Here is a 13,693-nt window from a genome sequence, read left to right as displayed (position 1 = left end):
GACTGCCATGGCACTCGAAGTCAAGAAGCTCACGCGCGAGTTCTCGTACAACGGCATGACGCTGATGGACCCTGGTCCGCAGTTCACGCCCCAGCAGGTGCGTGATGTCTATTCCGCCCAGTACCCGGAGCTCACCACCGCCGCGGTGGATGGCCCGGAGCACAAGGGAGATGTTGCTCGCTACACGTTCGTGCGCGCCGCCGGCGCGAAGGGCGCGGATGCGTAAGTCTGACCTCATGAAGGCGCTGTCCAGCGGGCAGTTCGCCACAACCACGGAGCCGCCCGAAAGGGCGGTTTTTTTACATTCTGAGGAGACTCAACAATGCTGTTCGATCCTCGGTCGTTTGTTCCTGAGTTCGATCCGGGACAACGACCCGCATGGTCGTCACACCGACAGCATTCCGCTGCCGGACGTCGACTTGCCTATGATTTTCTGACGCTGCCGCAGCTGCCCGGCTCGATCCCCGCCACGGCGCGCCTGACCTATGGCGACGAGGTGGAGGTGAAAGACCTGGTGATCGCGCAGTTCGCCGCCGGCGTGCTGCGCGCCAGCGATGTGTCCAATCCGACCAGCGCCGGCGACGCTTTTACCCAGGCCATGTTCGCATGGTTGAATAGCCGTACACCGGCATGTCAGCGCTTGCAGTTCGGCCTGACCTTGATCGACCGTGGCGCTGCCATGGACCAGGTCATGCAGTTCGGCTGGGAGGACGGCCTAGAAGCGCCGCTCTACCTGGCCATCGAATTGCCGGAGGAGGAGGTGTACGCGATCGGAGAGGCGCGTGCGGATGCGATGCGATCCGCTCACCCGTCGCTTCTCTTTACCGCTATGAGCCTGATCAATGCCGCATGCGGTAAGTCCCTCTTCCTTCGCACGCCAGATATGCTGCTGGATCAGTTCGCCCGGTGGCACTGGGATTACGACTCGACGCTAGCCGACGACGAGAATGCCCGGGAGTTTCTCAATGAGAACTTCGGCGGCGATGATGCCGATATCGAGCGCTATCTGCCGTCGGTCGTGCGTGCCGAACTAGCACCGGACGACACCCTGCCGAAGCACGCTCATGTCGACGCGGCTTCGGACCGTCTGCGTGAGTTGGGCCCACGCGCCTTGCGCAAGCTGGCGCGTTTGCATGATGGCTGGCTGAGCGAGTGTTGCACCGCGCTTGCCGACCTCCGGCTGCTGTTGGCCAGGGTGGGGGAACGGTCTGCCATCGACGGCGCCCAATGGGCTGAGCCGGCGTACTCAGCGGCGACCATTGCCTACCAGCCCAGCGACTATGTGTCGGAAATCCTGGACGACCACTACGAATGCCTGAACAACGCTGGCGACGCCACGATGTTCCAGTGCTTCATTCCGCTTGCTGAGAACGCCACGGCGATCCGCCAGCAGTTCCAAGACCTGGCTGGCATGCTGAAGATCATCGGCGCGCTTGACCGGGTGCTCACACTCATTTCTTCATAGGAGGGCCCCATGGCCGAGATCCTGACCGTTTCGCGGTCGCACGACGTGGCCCTGCAAGGGGCCATTTTGCTTTACGGCCGTTCAGTGGCGGAGTTTTCGTATGCCACCGCGCACCGAATCGAACCCGACGCGACAACCGGTCGCCTGACTATCGGTCCCGGCACGCCGCTCAATCGCCTCGCGCTGATTCAGGCGGTGCGGCAAGTCGCCGAAGCCTCGCTGCCCAAGGGCGAGTTCCTCACGCCCAATGTGCTGTCGATAAGTCCCACCGCGGTCACGTGGTGGTGCCCGGCCGAGCATCGCCGTATCTTCTTTCATTGCAAGGAGTTCGGCGAGTGCAGCGCGGTGGTTCCCCATCCGGCCCTGGTCTTCCAGGCGTCGCACAACGGCTTCCGAGTCTTTGCGCTGCATGGCGACGATCGGCCGCTACCGGAGACGGTGCTCCACGAGCCACCCTACTTCAACACCTGGGACAACGGGAAGATCTGCATTGGTAGCGCTCACGTGCCGAAGCAGATCGACGTTGCATCCATCGCAGGCTGGGAAGCAGGATTCTTCAATTCCGCCTTCACCCATCCAAACCACGGGGCGCAGCGTGTGAAGTACCAGCGCGGGCCCTATGCCTTCTGGAAGGACATGCTCGACGGGAACTACCCGGACTACCCCAAGCAAGTCCTCATCCCCATGAAACGCACGCTGGCCGATTTGATCGCCGGCAAACTGGAGAAGTAATCATGCATCCTGCAGACACTGCCCTGCAGCAGTCCTTTCCGTCCGTCATGGTGCCGCGCTTCGGGCAGCTTGCTGCGATGGAGCAGCCCGGTGAGCGGTTGCTCATCGCCGCCAACGGTGTGTTTCTTGAGATCGCACGTCCGTGGCTGCGCGTGGTGCGTCGGCTCGGCGCGTTGGAGCATCGCACCGCCATTCCGTATGGCGAGGCGGCGGAGACGACCGAACTGCGCTGCGGCCGGGTGCCAGCCCAGCTGATCGGCGAGTTCGCCGCGATGGCCCGGGCCGCGTATCCGAAGGAAACTGGCGCATGGATTGTCTGGAATGCCGCAAGCGCGACGTTCCGGCTGATCCCGGTCGGCATCCTCGAGCACAGCGGCGGGCACTTGAAGTATGAGCGCCCCGTGCTGGCAGATGACGACGTGCTCGTGGTGGACTGCCATTCTCACGGCAGCCATCCCGCCTTCTTCTCGAGAACGGATGACGAGGATGACCGCCATGACGTGAAGTTCGCGTTCGTGATCGGCAACTGTGCGGCGCTCACGCCCTCGATGGCACTGCGGCTCTGCGCCAAGGGCATTTTCGAGACGGTGGGGCGAGTGCCAGGTGACTGGTATTCAGCGGCACGCGAGGAGGTGTTGGCATGACCTTCGAGCACCGCATCCCTATGAACATGGCTAGTCTGGCTTGGAAAGTGATCGTGGTTGGCGCCGGTGGCACCGGCAGCGCTCTGCTACCCAACCTCGCGCGGCTGCACCACGCCATGCTCGAACTGGGCCACCCCGGCGGCATTGACTGCACGGTCTACGACGACGATACCGTCAGCGAGACCAATGTCGGCCGTCAGGGATTCTATCCAGTGGACGTGGGCCAGCCCAAGGCCACCTTGCTGGTCAATCGGCTGAACAACCTGATGGGCACGCGCTGGGAAGCGCGCGTTTGTCGTGTCGGCAGCCGGGACCGCTTCCATTGCGACATGGTGATCGGCTGCGTGGATACCCGGAAGGCTCGTAAGGCCATCCTGGGCGCAATGCAGCGCGGCTCCGGTGGCTATTATCTCGACTGCGGCAACGAGGCCGACAGCGGCCAGGTGATCCTCGGTCAGGTCCGCGGCAGGGCGGCGGAGCGGCTGCCTCATGTGGGCGACCTGTTCCCCGAGCTTCTGGACCCGAAAGGGGACAAGAGTGACACGGCGCCGTCCTGCTCGATGGCCGAAGCGCTCAGCCGGCAGTCGCTGGTGATCAACCAGGCGATGGCGGTGCAGGCGTACAATTTGCTCTGGACGCTGTTCCGCACGGGCACCTTGCAGTACTGCGGCGCGTTTGTGAATCTGGCTGTGGGCCGCACGAACCCACTGCCAGTGGATCCCCAGGCCTGGGCACGATTCGGGTATCACTTGCCTGAGCCGAAGGGACGTGCAACCCGCGCAGCCCGCCAGACCGGTTAAGCCCGCCACTCCCGACATTGTTGGGGGTGGCTTTTTCCTTTTGTGGACGACCTTTGTTGTCGAGTCGCGCAGTGCGCTGCTAAGATCGCGTCACACCTCGCGTCACACCTCGCGTCCAAGACGCATCGACCTCGTGGCACTCTGCCACGCTCTATTTTCAACCCGTTGGGGCACCTGCCCTGACGGCGTGCTCCATCCATTCTTCCGGAGCACGTATGAACGATAAATCCATAAATCAGACCGCGCGCGATTGTCGTCGCGACCTTGTGACAGGCAGCTGGCTGCCGGATGACGTCGCCGTCGGCGCCTACTGGAATGGCGCGATGTGGAACGGCTTTCCGGTGCCGGTGTTCACCAGCGAGGATGGCGATGCGCTGTGCGCCGTGATGCCGAAGCTCGTCTACGTGGCGGGCCGCCGGGCGTTCCTGTTCGACGAGAATGACCATGTCGAATGGTTCCACGCTGCGGTGCATGTCGTGGAAGGCAAGGAACAGCCTCTCTATGCGATCGGTAATGGCTGGTGCTGGCAGTTCGCCGGTTCGGGAACGGATGCCATCGAGCTATCTGGTAGCTACCTGGTGCTGCAAGTGCGTCCGCAGGTTGGTGCGTGGATCGAGAACCTCGCTCAACAGAATGGCCAGGCACTGGAGCACTACGCCGATTTCTTGCTTGGGAGCTTCTGCGAAGACCGCAGGGACGGCCGTCCCAGGTTCGACCTGTCCTGCTTCGAGGCGACAGTCTCCCGGGCCAAGCTCGCGACACCGATTACCCAGGGCCAGGCGGTCCGGGTGCGCGGTGGCGCGTGGCTCGGCGTCGTCGACGCGGTGTTGGCGCTCGCTGCAGCAGAGGACGGCGGCGCGCAATCGCGGCTCTCGCGCGAGCGGTTCGCCGAAACGGTGCTGGACAGCCTCGCTCGCGAGCTGGGCGGTGTGAAATAGGCCCCTCCACAATCGGTAGTGGGCCTGCTACCATTACGGCACCTTCCGCGTCTCAGACGCATCGACTCTTCCGGTTGTTTAGCCGGGCATCTCTTTCTCCCACCTACGGGCCTTCCTGCCCGTGGGCATGTTGGCCCATTTTTCGTTGAGGCCATCGTGTTCAAGCGTGTCTTCCTGCTTTTCCTTTGCTTTGCCATGTTCACTGGCTGCGCTGCACAGCCGACTTCGCCGAACACCTACCGGGGTTCCGAAGCGCTGCGCACGAGTAGCGCCGAGACTGTGACCGTCGTCCGGGTCCGCCCGGTCACGATCGCCGACACCGACGGCATGCTTTCCGCGAACTCGGGTGTACCCGGTGTTCTCGGCGCCGTCGTCGGCGCGGTGCTCGGTGCCCGCGTCATCGGCAACGGCAACGGTCGTTACCTGGTTGGCGCATTGTCTGGCACGGTCTCCGCGGTTATCGCGCAGACGGCCGCCACCCACCTGAATCGCCGTGATGGTGTGGAGGTCATTGTCCGGACGGACAGTGGCCGCCAGATCGTCGTCACGCAGGACGCAGATCAGCAGTTCGTCACCGGCGAGCGGCTGTATCTCGTCTCTGGTGCCAGCGGCTATCGTCTCACTCGCTAACGGGCTCCAGTCGGAACCCCGTTTCCATCTATCTTCCCCGCGCGGGCCCTCCCGCGCGGGGGGCTCTGTCGCGAACTGGAGCCACCATGTTCGACGTTGCAGAAGTCTCCCCCCTCACCGTCACTCCGATCGAAACGAAAGGGAAGTACATCTTTGAAGTGGCTGACGACGTCCGCCGTCAGCTACGCAGTGCGGGACTAGAGCCGGAATGGCTCAATGCGGCCAATTTTATGGATGACGATAACGAGGCTATGTATGGCCCGAAATCGTCGCGCCAGTGGCCGCAGATCGGTCCTCGCGAACGGCTCGCCGTCTCCGTGCAGCGTGGCCGGTGCGAAGGCTGGGTGGTCTTTGTCGACCGCGTCGGCTACACCGGCGATGCCCCCAACCTGGTCACCGTTGGTCAGAAACTGTTGATCGGCAAGGTGTTGACCGAGCGCCAAGCGTGGGACACCGTCCGAGCAATCAGCAAGCTGTTTGATGTCGCCTGAAATTCAGGCCAACCCTTTGCAAGCCCGAGAGGGCTTGCCCAACCGTCGCCGGTTCGGCAAGCCGCTTTCACCCGCGTCATTGACGCATCGACCCACTGTTTGGCATTGCCGAACCAACCCATTGCGGGACACTCGTCCCGTCAGGGAAGGGATGTCCCGATCCATTTTGAGGACACCCATGAAACTTCCCAAGTCATTTTTGAGCCGCCATTCGTCGACAAACTCCGCGGCCGGACACGCCATTCGCCGTGACGCATGCCGTGTGCTACGTCGCTTTGCCGGCGACATGGCCCTGCGCCCGCGCGACTACACGATCCGCGAGCATCGCCAGCGTCGTCGTGACATCGACGTATTCGCCTTGCATACGGACTCGCTGCTGTTTGAGATCCGGCACGGTACGGGTCAGGAAGGTGTGGTGCACATGTCCTATCGAACATGTCGCGGCCGCGACGACCTGACCGGCGGTCGCGAAAACGCCGTTACCGTGGAATCGCTTGGTACCGAGCAGGGCTATGCCGATCTGGTTTCCACGCTCCGCGTGGTCGCCGGGCGGCGCGGTTAAGGAGTTCCCTGTGACCCGTCTCATCAAAGTTCTGGCTTTGCTTCGTTGCATAAGGACGACATTGTCGAACTGCCGGCACGCATGATGATGCGAGTCTACACAGCGGTGGACGCTGGCGAAGGCTATGCCATCGTCGCGCACCAGGGCGGATATGGAGTGCCGCTGATTCACGTCGTAGACTCCCGTTACAAGCTGGATGTCAGGCACGCCACCAGCGACGCTTGGCTTAGCCGGCTGGACGACGCATTTCGCAAACCGAGTAAGGATCAAATGCAAGCGTACGGACGCTATTACCATACGCTATCGGCGGCCTGCGCCGTGGGTTTCGCCGGCTATGTGGCAGGAACTTCGTCCTGGTCCATGGCCACTGTCATCAACGCAACCTGCTTGTTGGCTGGCGCTGCAGTACTATTTGCCATAGGCGCGGTTCTCGCGAAAGGAGATAAGTGATGTTTGGTCCATTTGTTCTCGGCTTCGCGTTGTGCATCGCGGGCTTCGGGCTCGGGGTGCTTCGCAACGCAGATCGTGAGCGCATGCTCGAGGAGCTAGATCGCAACGGCTAGGCGTTCGTGCCTCACGGTTGCCAGCCGCACTGCAACCCCCATCAGCGCATCCCATAGGGATGCGCTTTTTATTTCTCACACCCACACGGGCGTCGTCCCGATGGGGGCGGCTCCCTCCCAAAGGAGCATCCCCCATGGATGACATCATCTACGGTGCTGGCACGGCCAGCTATCCCGCCGGTGTTCTGCTGCGCATCGGCCTCTACGAATCGAACCTGCGCCCGGCGATCCAGCTGGTCTGCGCGGATGATGGCATGCCCTATGCCTCGCTCAGCGTGAACGTGCCACAGGTGTCATTGCTCGCCGGCGAATTCTGCGTGGCGGCCGACTGGAACCTTCCCGCGGACATCAAAGCGGCGTTGCTTGCCACCGGCAAGTTCTCCGACACAGACCGCGGCACCGAGGGGCGTGACCTGTGCGGTGCCGTCTGGCGCATCACGTGTCCCGAGCTGTTGTCGCAATTGGCAGGCGCTCGCATCGTGGCCAGCCGGTCCCGGCCGGTTCGTCGCATGGCCGCCGTCGCCTAGCAATTATCCCTTTCAACCCTTTCGGGGCACGTCCCCGAAGGGGCATGCTCCGTCCGGAGCCAATCATGTATGTCATTCACATCGGCCAGCGGGCCGAGAATCGCACGACGCTTGCCGGCGTGCTGCAGTACCTGAACGACGACCGTGACGGCAAGGCAATGCCGCGCGTCGACGACATTACCGTGCGTCACGTCGAAAGTGGCGCGATCCCGGTGGCGCAACTTGCCTCGGGCAACTTTGCGGTTCGCCCGGCTGGGAGCCAGCGCGGCATTCTCACCATGATCCTGGATGGGGTCGACCGCTTTATCGTGCGCGCAGGGGGCAAGATCCTGCGCCCACACGAAATGAGCCGCGCTTCCTGGGGCGCCGTGGTGGCCGCCGGCCGCCTGGCATATCTTCCCGTCGAAGCCATCGACTTGTCCCAGGGCGATGCGGGACCGCTCTTCCAGACGGCAGACCTTTTCGAAGAGCAGGGGCCACTCGACATCTCTGAGTTCGTCTGCGGTGAGTTTGTGCGCCGCTTCGGCTACGGCATCAACGGGCCGCAGTATGCGCCCAACGCGAGCCCGAATGCTCGACATGAAGTGCACGTTGCCTACGCGCTTCTGCGCGGGGAGAAAGTGCGGGACTGCATCATCAATACGTACCGCGAAAACCCGCAACACGGCCGTCATGACCTCTGGATGAAGCCGCTGATCGAAGTACCGGCCCTGCGCGGCGCTCTGTCGCCCAACGTGCTGCAGGCGCTGTGCCGGATCATGCGTGCCGAGAAGCAGGAAATCACGCCGCACAATGCCAGCAAGCTGCTTGCGGCGCTGCGGCATGTCCCGCGGGATGCCAGTGATGTGCAGGTCGACGATGCCTTGTTCGAGGCCGGGATTCTCCCTCCAAGGACTGTACCGACGCCAAAGCTGCCGGCGGGAGAGAACGCCCAGCCGGTGACCAAGCTCGCGGCGACGATCCATGCGCGGATCAGCGAGCGGCAATTTCGCGACAGCATGGACAAGGCAAAGGGCGAGCGAGAAGCGCTGCGTATCAGCCAGCGCGAATTCGATCGCCAGGCCGGCGCCGCCGCGGCTTATCGACTCTCCTATGGCTATGAGTGGCCGAACCGCGTCGCACTCGCGATCATGCAACGAAATGCCGCTGCGCTCCTGCAGATCTTCGATGGTCCGAAGGACTGGAACACCGATTCGAAGCGCGCCTTGCGCGACGAGCTCGGTGTCGACATTCTCCAATGCGCTGCGGCAACCAGGCGCCGGCGGCTGTTCGCACTGTGTGGATTCTCGGAGGCCGAGCAGGCCGAATGGGAAGCCAACGAGGTCATCGAAAAGGCGCAGAAGCGCACGGATCGCGAACTGTCGGATGCAACGCATCAGGCCGAGGCGGCCAGGTACCGGCTTGAAACCGGCCAGGTGATGAGCGGACGCGAGTATGTCGACTTCTGCATCGATGCAGGCTTCACGCAACTGATCGACGAGCCTCGCGGGAGTGCCCGGCGCTACTGGATCCACGATCCAGTGAAGCGGGCATCTCGACCGCTACGCGCGAAGGACGGAACGCTCGGCTACGCGCGTGCTCGGCTGGCGCGGATCGCCGCGCCCGAGGCGCTTGCCGCCTGATATTTTCGTCCCCGGCCACTGGCTGGGGACGCCTTCTTCGAATCACGCAGGGATATCGTGAGCTTTCGATACCTTGAAATCGCAACGACTGCGTTAGTCTTTGCTTGACCCACGAAGCTCTGTTCGCACTGAAGTCCGTTCAGTCCAAACCGAGCTTTACCCGCGTCTCAGACGCATCGACCCCAGCCGGCTTGCCGGCCATTTCTTGCAACTTCCCACAGGGACCCTCCCCTGTGGGGACGTCTCTGTGGGCGCCATCCGTCGTCCCACATGCACCTTCAACACTTGCCGTAGCCCGTTGTGGCGCGTCGTCCGAGACCGCTGCCCGCGGCCACGGTCAACTGCCACGCCAGTCCACGCGCGAGCTGCTGCATCGCTCGTCGCGGTTTCTGAACATTTCCATTTCCGTCCTGCGACCGGCTTATTGCCGTGTTCGCGCTATCCCATTTCTAGGAGCAATCCATGTCTCATCTCGTGCAAACCATGGCTTACGTTGGCGCCACCCCGTGGCACGGCCTTGGCAACCAGCTGGAACGCAATCAGCCGCTCGAAGCCTGGGCCGAAGCCGCTGGCATGAACTGGCGAATCGAGGAAACCGATGTGATGTATCGCATCGGCTCCCACGATCTTGATCCGATTCACTCGTTTCCCGAGCAGAAAGTGCTGTTCCGCTCGGATACCAAGAAGCCGCTCTCGACGGTGTCGAAGCGCTATCAGGTCGTTCAACCCGCGGAGATCTTGGAGTTTTACCGCGATCTGACCGAAGTCGGCGGTTACCAGCTGGAAACCGCTGGTGTGCTCAAGGAAGGTCGCAAGCTCTGGGCGCTTGCGCGCACGGGGCAATCGACCAGTATCGCCGGCGTCGACGAGGTCCGGGGCTATCTGCTGTTGGCCACCGCATGTGATGGCACGCTGGCCACCACCGCGCAGTTCACGTCCGTGCGGGTCGTCTGCAACAACACCCTGCAGATCGCGCTTGGTCGCAATCGCGGCGCAGTCAAGGTGCCGCACCGCAGCCAGTTCGACCCGCGCGCCGTCAAGGAAGAGCTGGGCATCGCCATCTCGTCGTGGGATGGTTTCATGGTCCGCATGCAGGAGTTGGCCGCCCGCAAGGTGAGCCAGGCGGAATCGGAACGCTTCTTCCAGCGTTTGTTCACGTACTCGTGGGCGACACCGGAATCCGAGGGTCCTACCAAGGTGAACGAGCGCGGCCTGAAGGCGGTGCTCAATCTCTTCGAGGGCAACGGCCGCGGCGCCACACTGGAATCGGCGGCCGGCACTGCCTGGGGACTGGTGAACAGCGTCACAGAGTATGTCGATCACCGCCAGCGTGCGCGCAATCCGGGCAATCGGCTGGATTCGGCGTGGTTCGGTGCCGGCGCGGTACTCAAGCAGCGGGCCTGGGACGCAGCGCTCGAACTCGTTGCTTGAAAAGCTCCTGCGGCATTCAGAAGTTCATCCCATTGACCAGCCCTCAAGCGAACTACGTTCGATGCCGATGCTTGGCATGGAAGTAGTCGTTTTTGGTCTCCAAAGCCCCGGCACAGTCCGGGTTTTTTTTCGCTCGTTGCTCATGATTCTGATTGATTTCTATTCTCGATACCCCCGCTGGTTGTTCCGGACCTCGCAAACGCCTGCGTTTCAAGGCCGCCACGCCTGCCGCAACACGATCAGGGCTGAAGGGCAACACGTCGCGGAGCGACTTATGCTGCGACAGGCCATCGATGTGGCAAGCTTTCCGAAGGACAGAATTCTCGTACTCTTTTTCGAATGGCAGGCTCATGTCAGGCGGCATGCAGTGCCGATGGGGTATGACGCCTGGCTGGACCAGCGATATCTGCAGGGCCCCGCGGCCGCGGTGACGCTCAAGCAGAAACGTGTTGTCTTCGAACTAATGCATGGAGCCGTGTTCGAAGTGCGGGGCAAGGACGGACGCCGGCGCCTCTTCCGGGTGCAGTTGGAAAACGACTTTCCCTATGTGTCATTCCGAGACCCAGCGAACGCTGTGAACTATCCGTGGGTGGCTTTCCCTGGTGTCTTCACGCAGGCAGAGCTGATGACCCTGAGACGGGTTTACTGAAGACAAACGCCCGGCAATGCCGGGCGTTTGTGTTTGAAAGAGGGGGTGCGGAAGGGTGCTTTCGGTGTCTATGGAAGGAACATGTTCCTCAGCAAGGCGTGGGAATCTGCGCCTCGGTTGCTGGGCTGTCGATCGCTACACCCTCCTTGTGTGGGGGGACGTAGCCGACCGACTGGATGCGGGCAATGGTGCCATCCAGGGCGGCATTCGGGCCCAACCGGATGGTGCCGGCATACAAGATCCGACCCTTCACGCGTCCATTGATCAGCAGCGAGGCGCGCCCAACGACATCGCCTTCGACCACGCCGTCAACAATGACATGCTCGCCGTCGACGTTGCCATGCACCACGCCGCCCGCCGCGATATGGAGCAGCCCACGGGAGGCGCCAACATTGCCGGTGACCAGCGCCAGGCAGGTGAAGCCATGATCCGAGACAAGGTCACCGTGAACGCTCATCCCCGCACGGAGCAGGCTGAAAATTGGAGGATTATCCATGGGTCAGAACATCTTGATGTCGGTAGGGGAGCTTGTCTGCTGCGTCGCAGAATTCCGTGTCTGCGCGCCGGATGGCGGTTGCGGTACCGTCTTGGCAGTCGCCACAACCGTCGCGGTTCTGGGAAGGGTGGTCGCGGCCGCAGGCGGGGAGGCGGGGGCGGGTCGCTTCACGGCCTCCGCCTTCGGCTGTTCTGCCTGGGTACGCTCCAGCTTAGGCTGTACCGGCTGCGCGGTGGCGGAGGGCCCAGACGCGGGTCCATCCACAGCCCCGGCTGGCGATGGCGCGACAGTCGACTTGGTCGCCTCGGAATCAGAAACGGCGTCACGCTTTCGCGGCCATTCATGATCACTGGTTTCGGCAGTCGCACGCGCAGAGGTTTCGGAAGCTGCCTGAACCGGTTGGTCACGATCGCTGGACGCGCGCATTTCTCGCTTCCCGATCGATGAGCCGATGGCAAACATGGCCGCAGCAGCAGCCACGAAGGCGATGCCCCACAGTAGCCGCTGATTGCGTCGCAATGCGGCGAACTGGCTGGATGCCGGGGCGGCAGCCGATGTGGAAGACACCCCGGCGTAGCCAAAGTGCGCCACTGGCGCACCTGCTGGCGAGATGTCGATAGTGAGAGGCGGTTGGGCGTAATGAGCATGCAACTGCTCGATGTCACGCATGTCCATCGGGAAGGCTCCGGTGAGAGGAAATCAGTGTCCCGTTGGCTTCGAACCTGTCGGTATCCGGGATGCAGAGTTGGTGAATCGCATTAATGCGTCGTGAGGCGATCTGGATCGTCGTGGTGCGTTCGTCCGGAGAAATGGACCCGAATTCCTGGCTGTAGAGCGTTTCCACGAAGATCCGGTCGAATTGCATCAGCAATCTGAGGAGCCGGCCGGCGAAGGAATGGGAAACCTTGACCTCCTTCTCTTCGTGGAACAAGGGAATCTCGACCTGGTCGGTCTTCGCAAGCCAACCGAGGGCGCTGCCGTACCACTCTTCCGCGGCGCGAAAGGCTTCATCCAGCGCTTTGACTTTCCCGTCTCGAGCCACGACAAATTTGGCCGAGCAATAGTAAAAATGTGCGTCGAGGAAGTCGCGCGCGAACTTCGAGTAGTAGGCGTGGAGGGTGGAGGAGGCTGTCGTCGGCGTGAGCCGGCTTAGGCGCTCTTCACTGTTATGGCGCTCAATGGGCCTGAGCCCACTGGCGGGTTTCTTGGGTGGATCCTGGTCGGCCATTTTTCCATGTTTTCAGGTCGCTCTCTCAGGTTGAAATTGTCGAGCACATTCGGACACCGAATGACTTTGAAACATATGCCAAATAGCCGAGCTTTCGTATTCTTTGCCCGGAGTATTCTGTGCCACAATGCTTTCACACCTCGCGTCACTGACGCATCGACCCTGACTCCTGGCGAGTCCATCTTCTGCTTCAAGTCGTGCATTTGCGCACGCGCCGACTGGTTGGCTACCAGTGTGGATATTCCTTGTGCTAAGTGTTTTCGCCGAACACTTCCCTCATCAGCTCGTAATACGCGTTCTCGTTCTGCCTCCTCGTGAGTGCACGCGATGGACACCGTTCGAGCCCGGGACCATGTGGAGCTCTCTCTCAAAGGCCCCTCCCAGGCAGAACGGCAGACGTCGAGCCGATCCGTGAACCTGCGGCCGAACCTGTGGGTTCGCGAAATGGGTTGTGGTGCAGCGTGACCATGCTGCACGAGGACGACTTTACGTCCTCAGCATCGAGCAGCGCGCATTTGTGCGCCGCTCCCTGAGTGCCACGCCCCCGGAAGGGGCGTGGCATTGCAGGTCTGAAAATCAAAGCTCGCTCACCGGCGCAAACCGGGGCGGGCTTTTTTTGGGTTCTTCGCAGAAAACCGTGGCCCGAAAGAGCACATTTTGTATGCTGATGTCTGTTTCTTCAGGTATCAGGGGGATGTGTGCTGGATCGCAAGACGCTGCAAGCACTGGGTTGCTGGAAGGGCTACCGGCTGGAGCGCGTGGAATGGCCGGAGGGAGAGAGCCGTACGCTGTCGTTGTACTTGAAGCCGGTCAGCAAGGTCATGCATTGCGAGGAGTGTGGCGCGCGCTGCCATCAGGTGCATGAGACAGTGGTCAGGCGAGTCCGGGACCTTCCGCTGTTCGAGTATCGGGTCG

Annotated in this window: 17 protein-coding genes and 1 pseudogene; 15 read left to right on the top strand and 3 right to left on the bottom strand. The window is 62.2% G+C overall.

The annotated features are described in order from the left end of the window. Nucleotides 1–7: 7 nt before the first annotated feature. The 14 genes from A3AG_RS0103235 to A3AG_RS0103160 all read left to right on the top strand — a co-directional run bounded on the left by A3AG_RS0103235 (nt 8) and on the right by A3AG_RS0103160 (nt 11,054). Nucleotides 8–226, top strand: coding sequence for a PRTRC system protein C (locus tag A3AG_RS0103235; RefSeq protein ID WP_018004047.1), 219 nt, complete (start codon nt 8–10; stop codon nt 224–226). Nucleotides 227–322: 96 nt separating this feature from the next. Continuing rightward, nucleotides 323–1,465, top strand: a complete 1,143-nt coding sequence (locus A3AG_RS0103225) for a PRTRC system protein F (protein WP_081610674.1) — start codon at nt 323–325, stop codon at nt 1,463–1,465. 9 nt (nt 1,466–1,474) lie between these two features. Continuing rightward, nucleotides 1,475–2,197 (top strand): PRTRC system protein B, encoded by a 723-nt coding sequence (locus A3AG_RS0103220; protein WP_018004044.1) that lies wholly within the window; start codon nt 1,475–1,477, stop codon nt 2,195–2,197. Between the two features lie 2 nt (nt 2,198–2,199). Continuing rightward, complete coding sequence (locus A3AG_RS0103215) at nt 2,200–2,841, top strand: PRTRC system protein A (RefSeq protein ID WP_018004043.1); 642 nt, start codon at nt 2,200–2,202, stop codon at nt 2,839–2,841. Further along, nucleotides 2,838–3,641 (top strand): PRTRC system ThiF family protein, encoded by an 804-nt coding sequence (locus tag A3AG_RS0103210; RefSeq protein WP_018004042.1) that lies wholly within the window; start codon nt 2,838–2,840, stop codon nt 3,639–3,641. Before A3AG_RS0103215 ends, A3AG_RS0103210 begins: the two co-directional genes overlap by 4 nt. 215 nt (nt 3,642–3,856) lie before the next feature. After that, nucleotides 3,857–4,579, top strand: a complete 723-nt coding sequence (locus A3AG_RS0103205) for a hypothetical protein (RefSeq protein ID WP_018004041.1) — start codon at nt 3,857–3,859, stop codon at nt 4,577–4,579. A 156-nt stretch (nt 4,580–4,735) separates the two neighbouring features. Continuing rightward, nucleotides 4,736–5,209 carry an outer membrane lipoprotein gene (locus tag A3AG_RS0103200; RefSeq protein ID WP_025586694.1) on the top strand — a complete coding sequence of 158 codons (474 nt, stop codon included), beginning with the start codon at nt 4,736–4,738 and terminating at the stop codon, nt 5,207–5,209. A gap of 86 nt (nt 5,210–5,295) precedes the next feature. Beyond that, the gene (locus A3AG_RS0103195; RefSeq protein WP_018004040.1) at nt 5,296–5,700 is read left to right on the top strand and encodes a hypothetical protein; all 405 of its coding nucleotides are present in this window, start codon (nt 5,296–5,298) and stop codon (nt 5,698–5,700) included. 178 nt (nt 5,701–5,878) lie between these two features. Further along, a complete protein-coding gene (locus A3AG_RS0103190) occupies nt 5,879–6,262 on the top strand; it encodes a hypothetical protein (RefSeq protein WP_018004039.1) in 384 nt (127 codons plus the stop codon). Between the two features lie 45 nt (nt 6,263–6,307). After that, on the top strand, nt 6,308–6,712 hold the full coding sequence (locus A3AG_RS0103185) for a hypothetical protein (RefSeq protein WP_018004038.1): 405 nt from the start codon (nt 6,308–6,310) through the stop codon (nt 6,710–6,712). Between the two features lie 247 nt (nt 6,713–6,959). Next, on the top strand, nt 6,960–7,352 hold the full coding sequence (locus A3AG_RS0103175; RefSeq protein ID WP_018004036.1) for a hypothetical protein: 393 nt from the start codon (nt 6,960–6,962) through the stop codon (nt 7,350–7,352). A gap of 65 nt (nt 7,353–7,417) precedes the next feature. Then, nucleotides 7,418–8,974, top strand: coding sequence for a hypothetical protein (locus tag A3AG_RS0103170; protein ID WP_018004035.1), 1,557 nt, complete (start codon nt 7,418–7,420; stop codon nt 8,972–8,974). Nucleotides 8,975–9,436: 462 nt separating this feature from the next. Then, nucleotides 9,437–10,405: a DUF932 domain-containing protein gene (locus A3AG_RS0103165; protein ID WP_025586698.1), complete on the top strand. Its 969-nt coding sequence runs from the start codon at nt 9,437–9,439 to the stop codon at nt 10,403–10,405. Between the two features lie 76 nt (nt 10,406–10,481). Continuing rightward, nucleotides 10,482–11,054 carry a hypothetical protein gene (locus A3AG_RS0103160; RefSeq protein ID WP_240619781.1) on the top strand — a complete coding sequence of 191 codons (573 nt, stop codon included), beginning with the start codon at nt 10,482–10,484 and terminating at the stop codon, nt 11,052–11,054. Nucleotides 11,055–11,142: 88 nt separating this feature from the next. Here A3AG_RS0103160 and A3AG_RS0103155 read toward each other — a convergent pair whose 3' ends face one another. The 3 genes from A3AG_RS0103155 to A3AG_RS0103150 are packed head-to-tail and all read right to left on the bottom strand — an operon-like array spanning nt 11,143 to nt 12,778. Then, entirely contained in the window at nt 11,143–11,550 is a 408-nt protein-coding gene (locus A3AG_RS0103155; protein ID WP_018004032.1) for a polymer-forming cytoskeletal protein, read from the bottom strand. A 3-nt stretch (nt 11,551–11,553) separates the two neighbouring features. Continuing rightward, on the bottom strand, nt 11,554–12,225 hold the full coding sequence (locus A3AG_RS33895) for a hypothetical protein (protein WP_145987294.1): 672 nt from the start codon (nt 12,223–12,225) through the stop codon (nt 11,554–11,556). After that, nucleotides 12,212–12,778: a hypothetical protein gene (locus A3AG_RS0103150; protein ID WP_018004031.1), complete on the bottom strand. Its 567-nt coding sequence runs from the start codon at nt 12,776–12,778 to the stop codon at nt 12,212–12,214. Before A3AG_RS0103150 ends, A3AG_RS33895 begins: the two co-directional genes overlap by 14 nt. A 698-nt stretch (nt 12,779–13,476) precedes the next feature. Here A3AG_RS0103150 and A3AG_RS0103145 point away from each other — a divergent pair. Further along, nucleotides 13,477–13,693 (top strand): annotated as a pseudogene (locus tag A3AG_RS0103145) (transposase family protein); the annotation flags it as partial.

This window comes from Cupriavidus neocaledonicus (genome assembly GCF_000372525.1).
In the GTDB taxonomy this organism is placed as follows: Bacteria; Pseudomonadota; Gammaproteobacteria; order Burkholderiales; family Burkholderiaceae; genus Cupriavidus; species Cupriavidus neocaledonicus.
The sequence above is the reverse complement of the archived record's forward strand: the minus strand, read 5'-3'. Positions and strand labels throughout refer to the sequence as shown.

Excerpts from the sequence above, each read along its gene's own strand:
- A3AG_RS0103155 (WP_018004032.1), bottom strand. The coding sequence starts at position 11,550 with ATGGATAATCCTCCAATTTTCAGCCTGCTCCGTGCGGGGATGAGCGTT.
- A3AG_RS0103225 (WP_081610674.1), top strand. The coding sequence starts at position 323 with ATGCTGTTCGATCCTCGGTCGTTTGTTCCTGAGTTCGATCCGGGACAA.
- A3AG_RS0103150 (WP_018004031.1), bottom strand. The coding sequence starts at position 12,778 with ATGGCCGACCAGGATCCACCCAAGAAACCCGCCAGTGGGCTCAGGCCC.
- A3AG_RS0103175 (WP_018004036.1), top strand. The coding sequence starts at position 6,960 with ATGGATGACATCATCTACGGTGCTGGCACGGCCAGCTATCCCGCCGGT.
- A3AG_RS0103165 (WP_025586698.1), top strand. The coding sequence starts at position 9,437 with ATGTCTCATCTCGTGCAAACCATGGCTTACGTTGGCGCCACCCCGTGG.
- A3AG_RS0103170 (WP_018004035.1), top strand. The coding sequence starts at position 7,418 with ATGTATGTCATTCACATCGGCCAGCGGGCCGAGAATCGCACGACGCTT.
- A3AG_RS0103190 (WP_018004039.1), top strand. The coding sequence starts at position 5,879 with ATGAAACTTCCCAAGTCATTTTTGAGCCGCCATTCGTCGACAAACTCC.
- A3AG_RS33895 (WP_145987294.1), bottom strand. The coding sequence starts at position 12,225 with ATGGACATGCGTGACATCGAGCAGTTGCATGCTCATTACGCCCAACCG.
- A3AG_RS0103160 (WP_240619781.1), top strand. The coding sequence starts at position 10,482 with ATGGAAGTAGTCGTTTTTGGTCTCCAAAGCCCCGGCACAGTCCGGGTT.
- A3AG_RS0103195 (WP_018004040.1), top strand. The coding sequence starts at position 5,296 with ATGTTCGACGTTGCAGAAGTCTCCCCCCTCACCGTCACTCCGATCGAA.
- A3AG_RS0103220 (WP_018004044.1), top strand. The coding sequence starts at position 1,475 with ATGGCCGAGATCCTGACCGTTTCGCGGTCGCACGACGTGGCCCTGCAA.
- A3AG_RS0103215 (WP_018004043.1), top strand. The coding sequence starts at position 2,200 with ATGCATCCTGCAGACACTGCCCTGCAGCAGTCCTTTCCGTCCGTCATG.
- A3AG_RS0103205 (WP_018004041.1), top strand. The coding sequence starts at position 3,857 with ATGAACGATAAATCCATAAATCAGACCGCGCGCGATTGTCGTCGCGAC.
- A3AG_RS0103235 (WP_018004047.1), top strand. The coding sequence starts at position 8 with ATGGCACTCGAAGTCAAGAAGCTCACGCGCGAGTTCTCGTACAACGGC.
- A3AG_RS0103210 (WP_018004042.1), top strand. The coding sequence starts at position 2,838 with ATGACCTTCGAGCACCGCATCCCTATGAACATGGCTAGTCTGGCTTGG.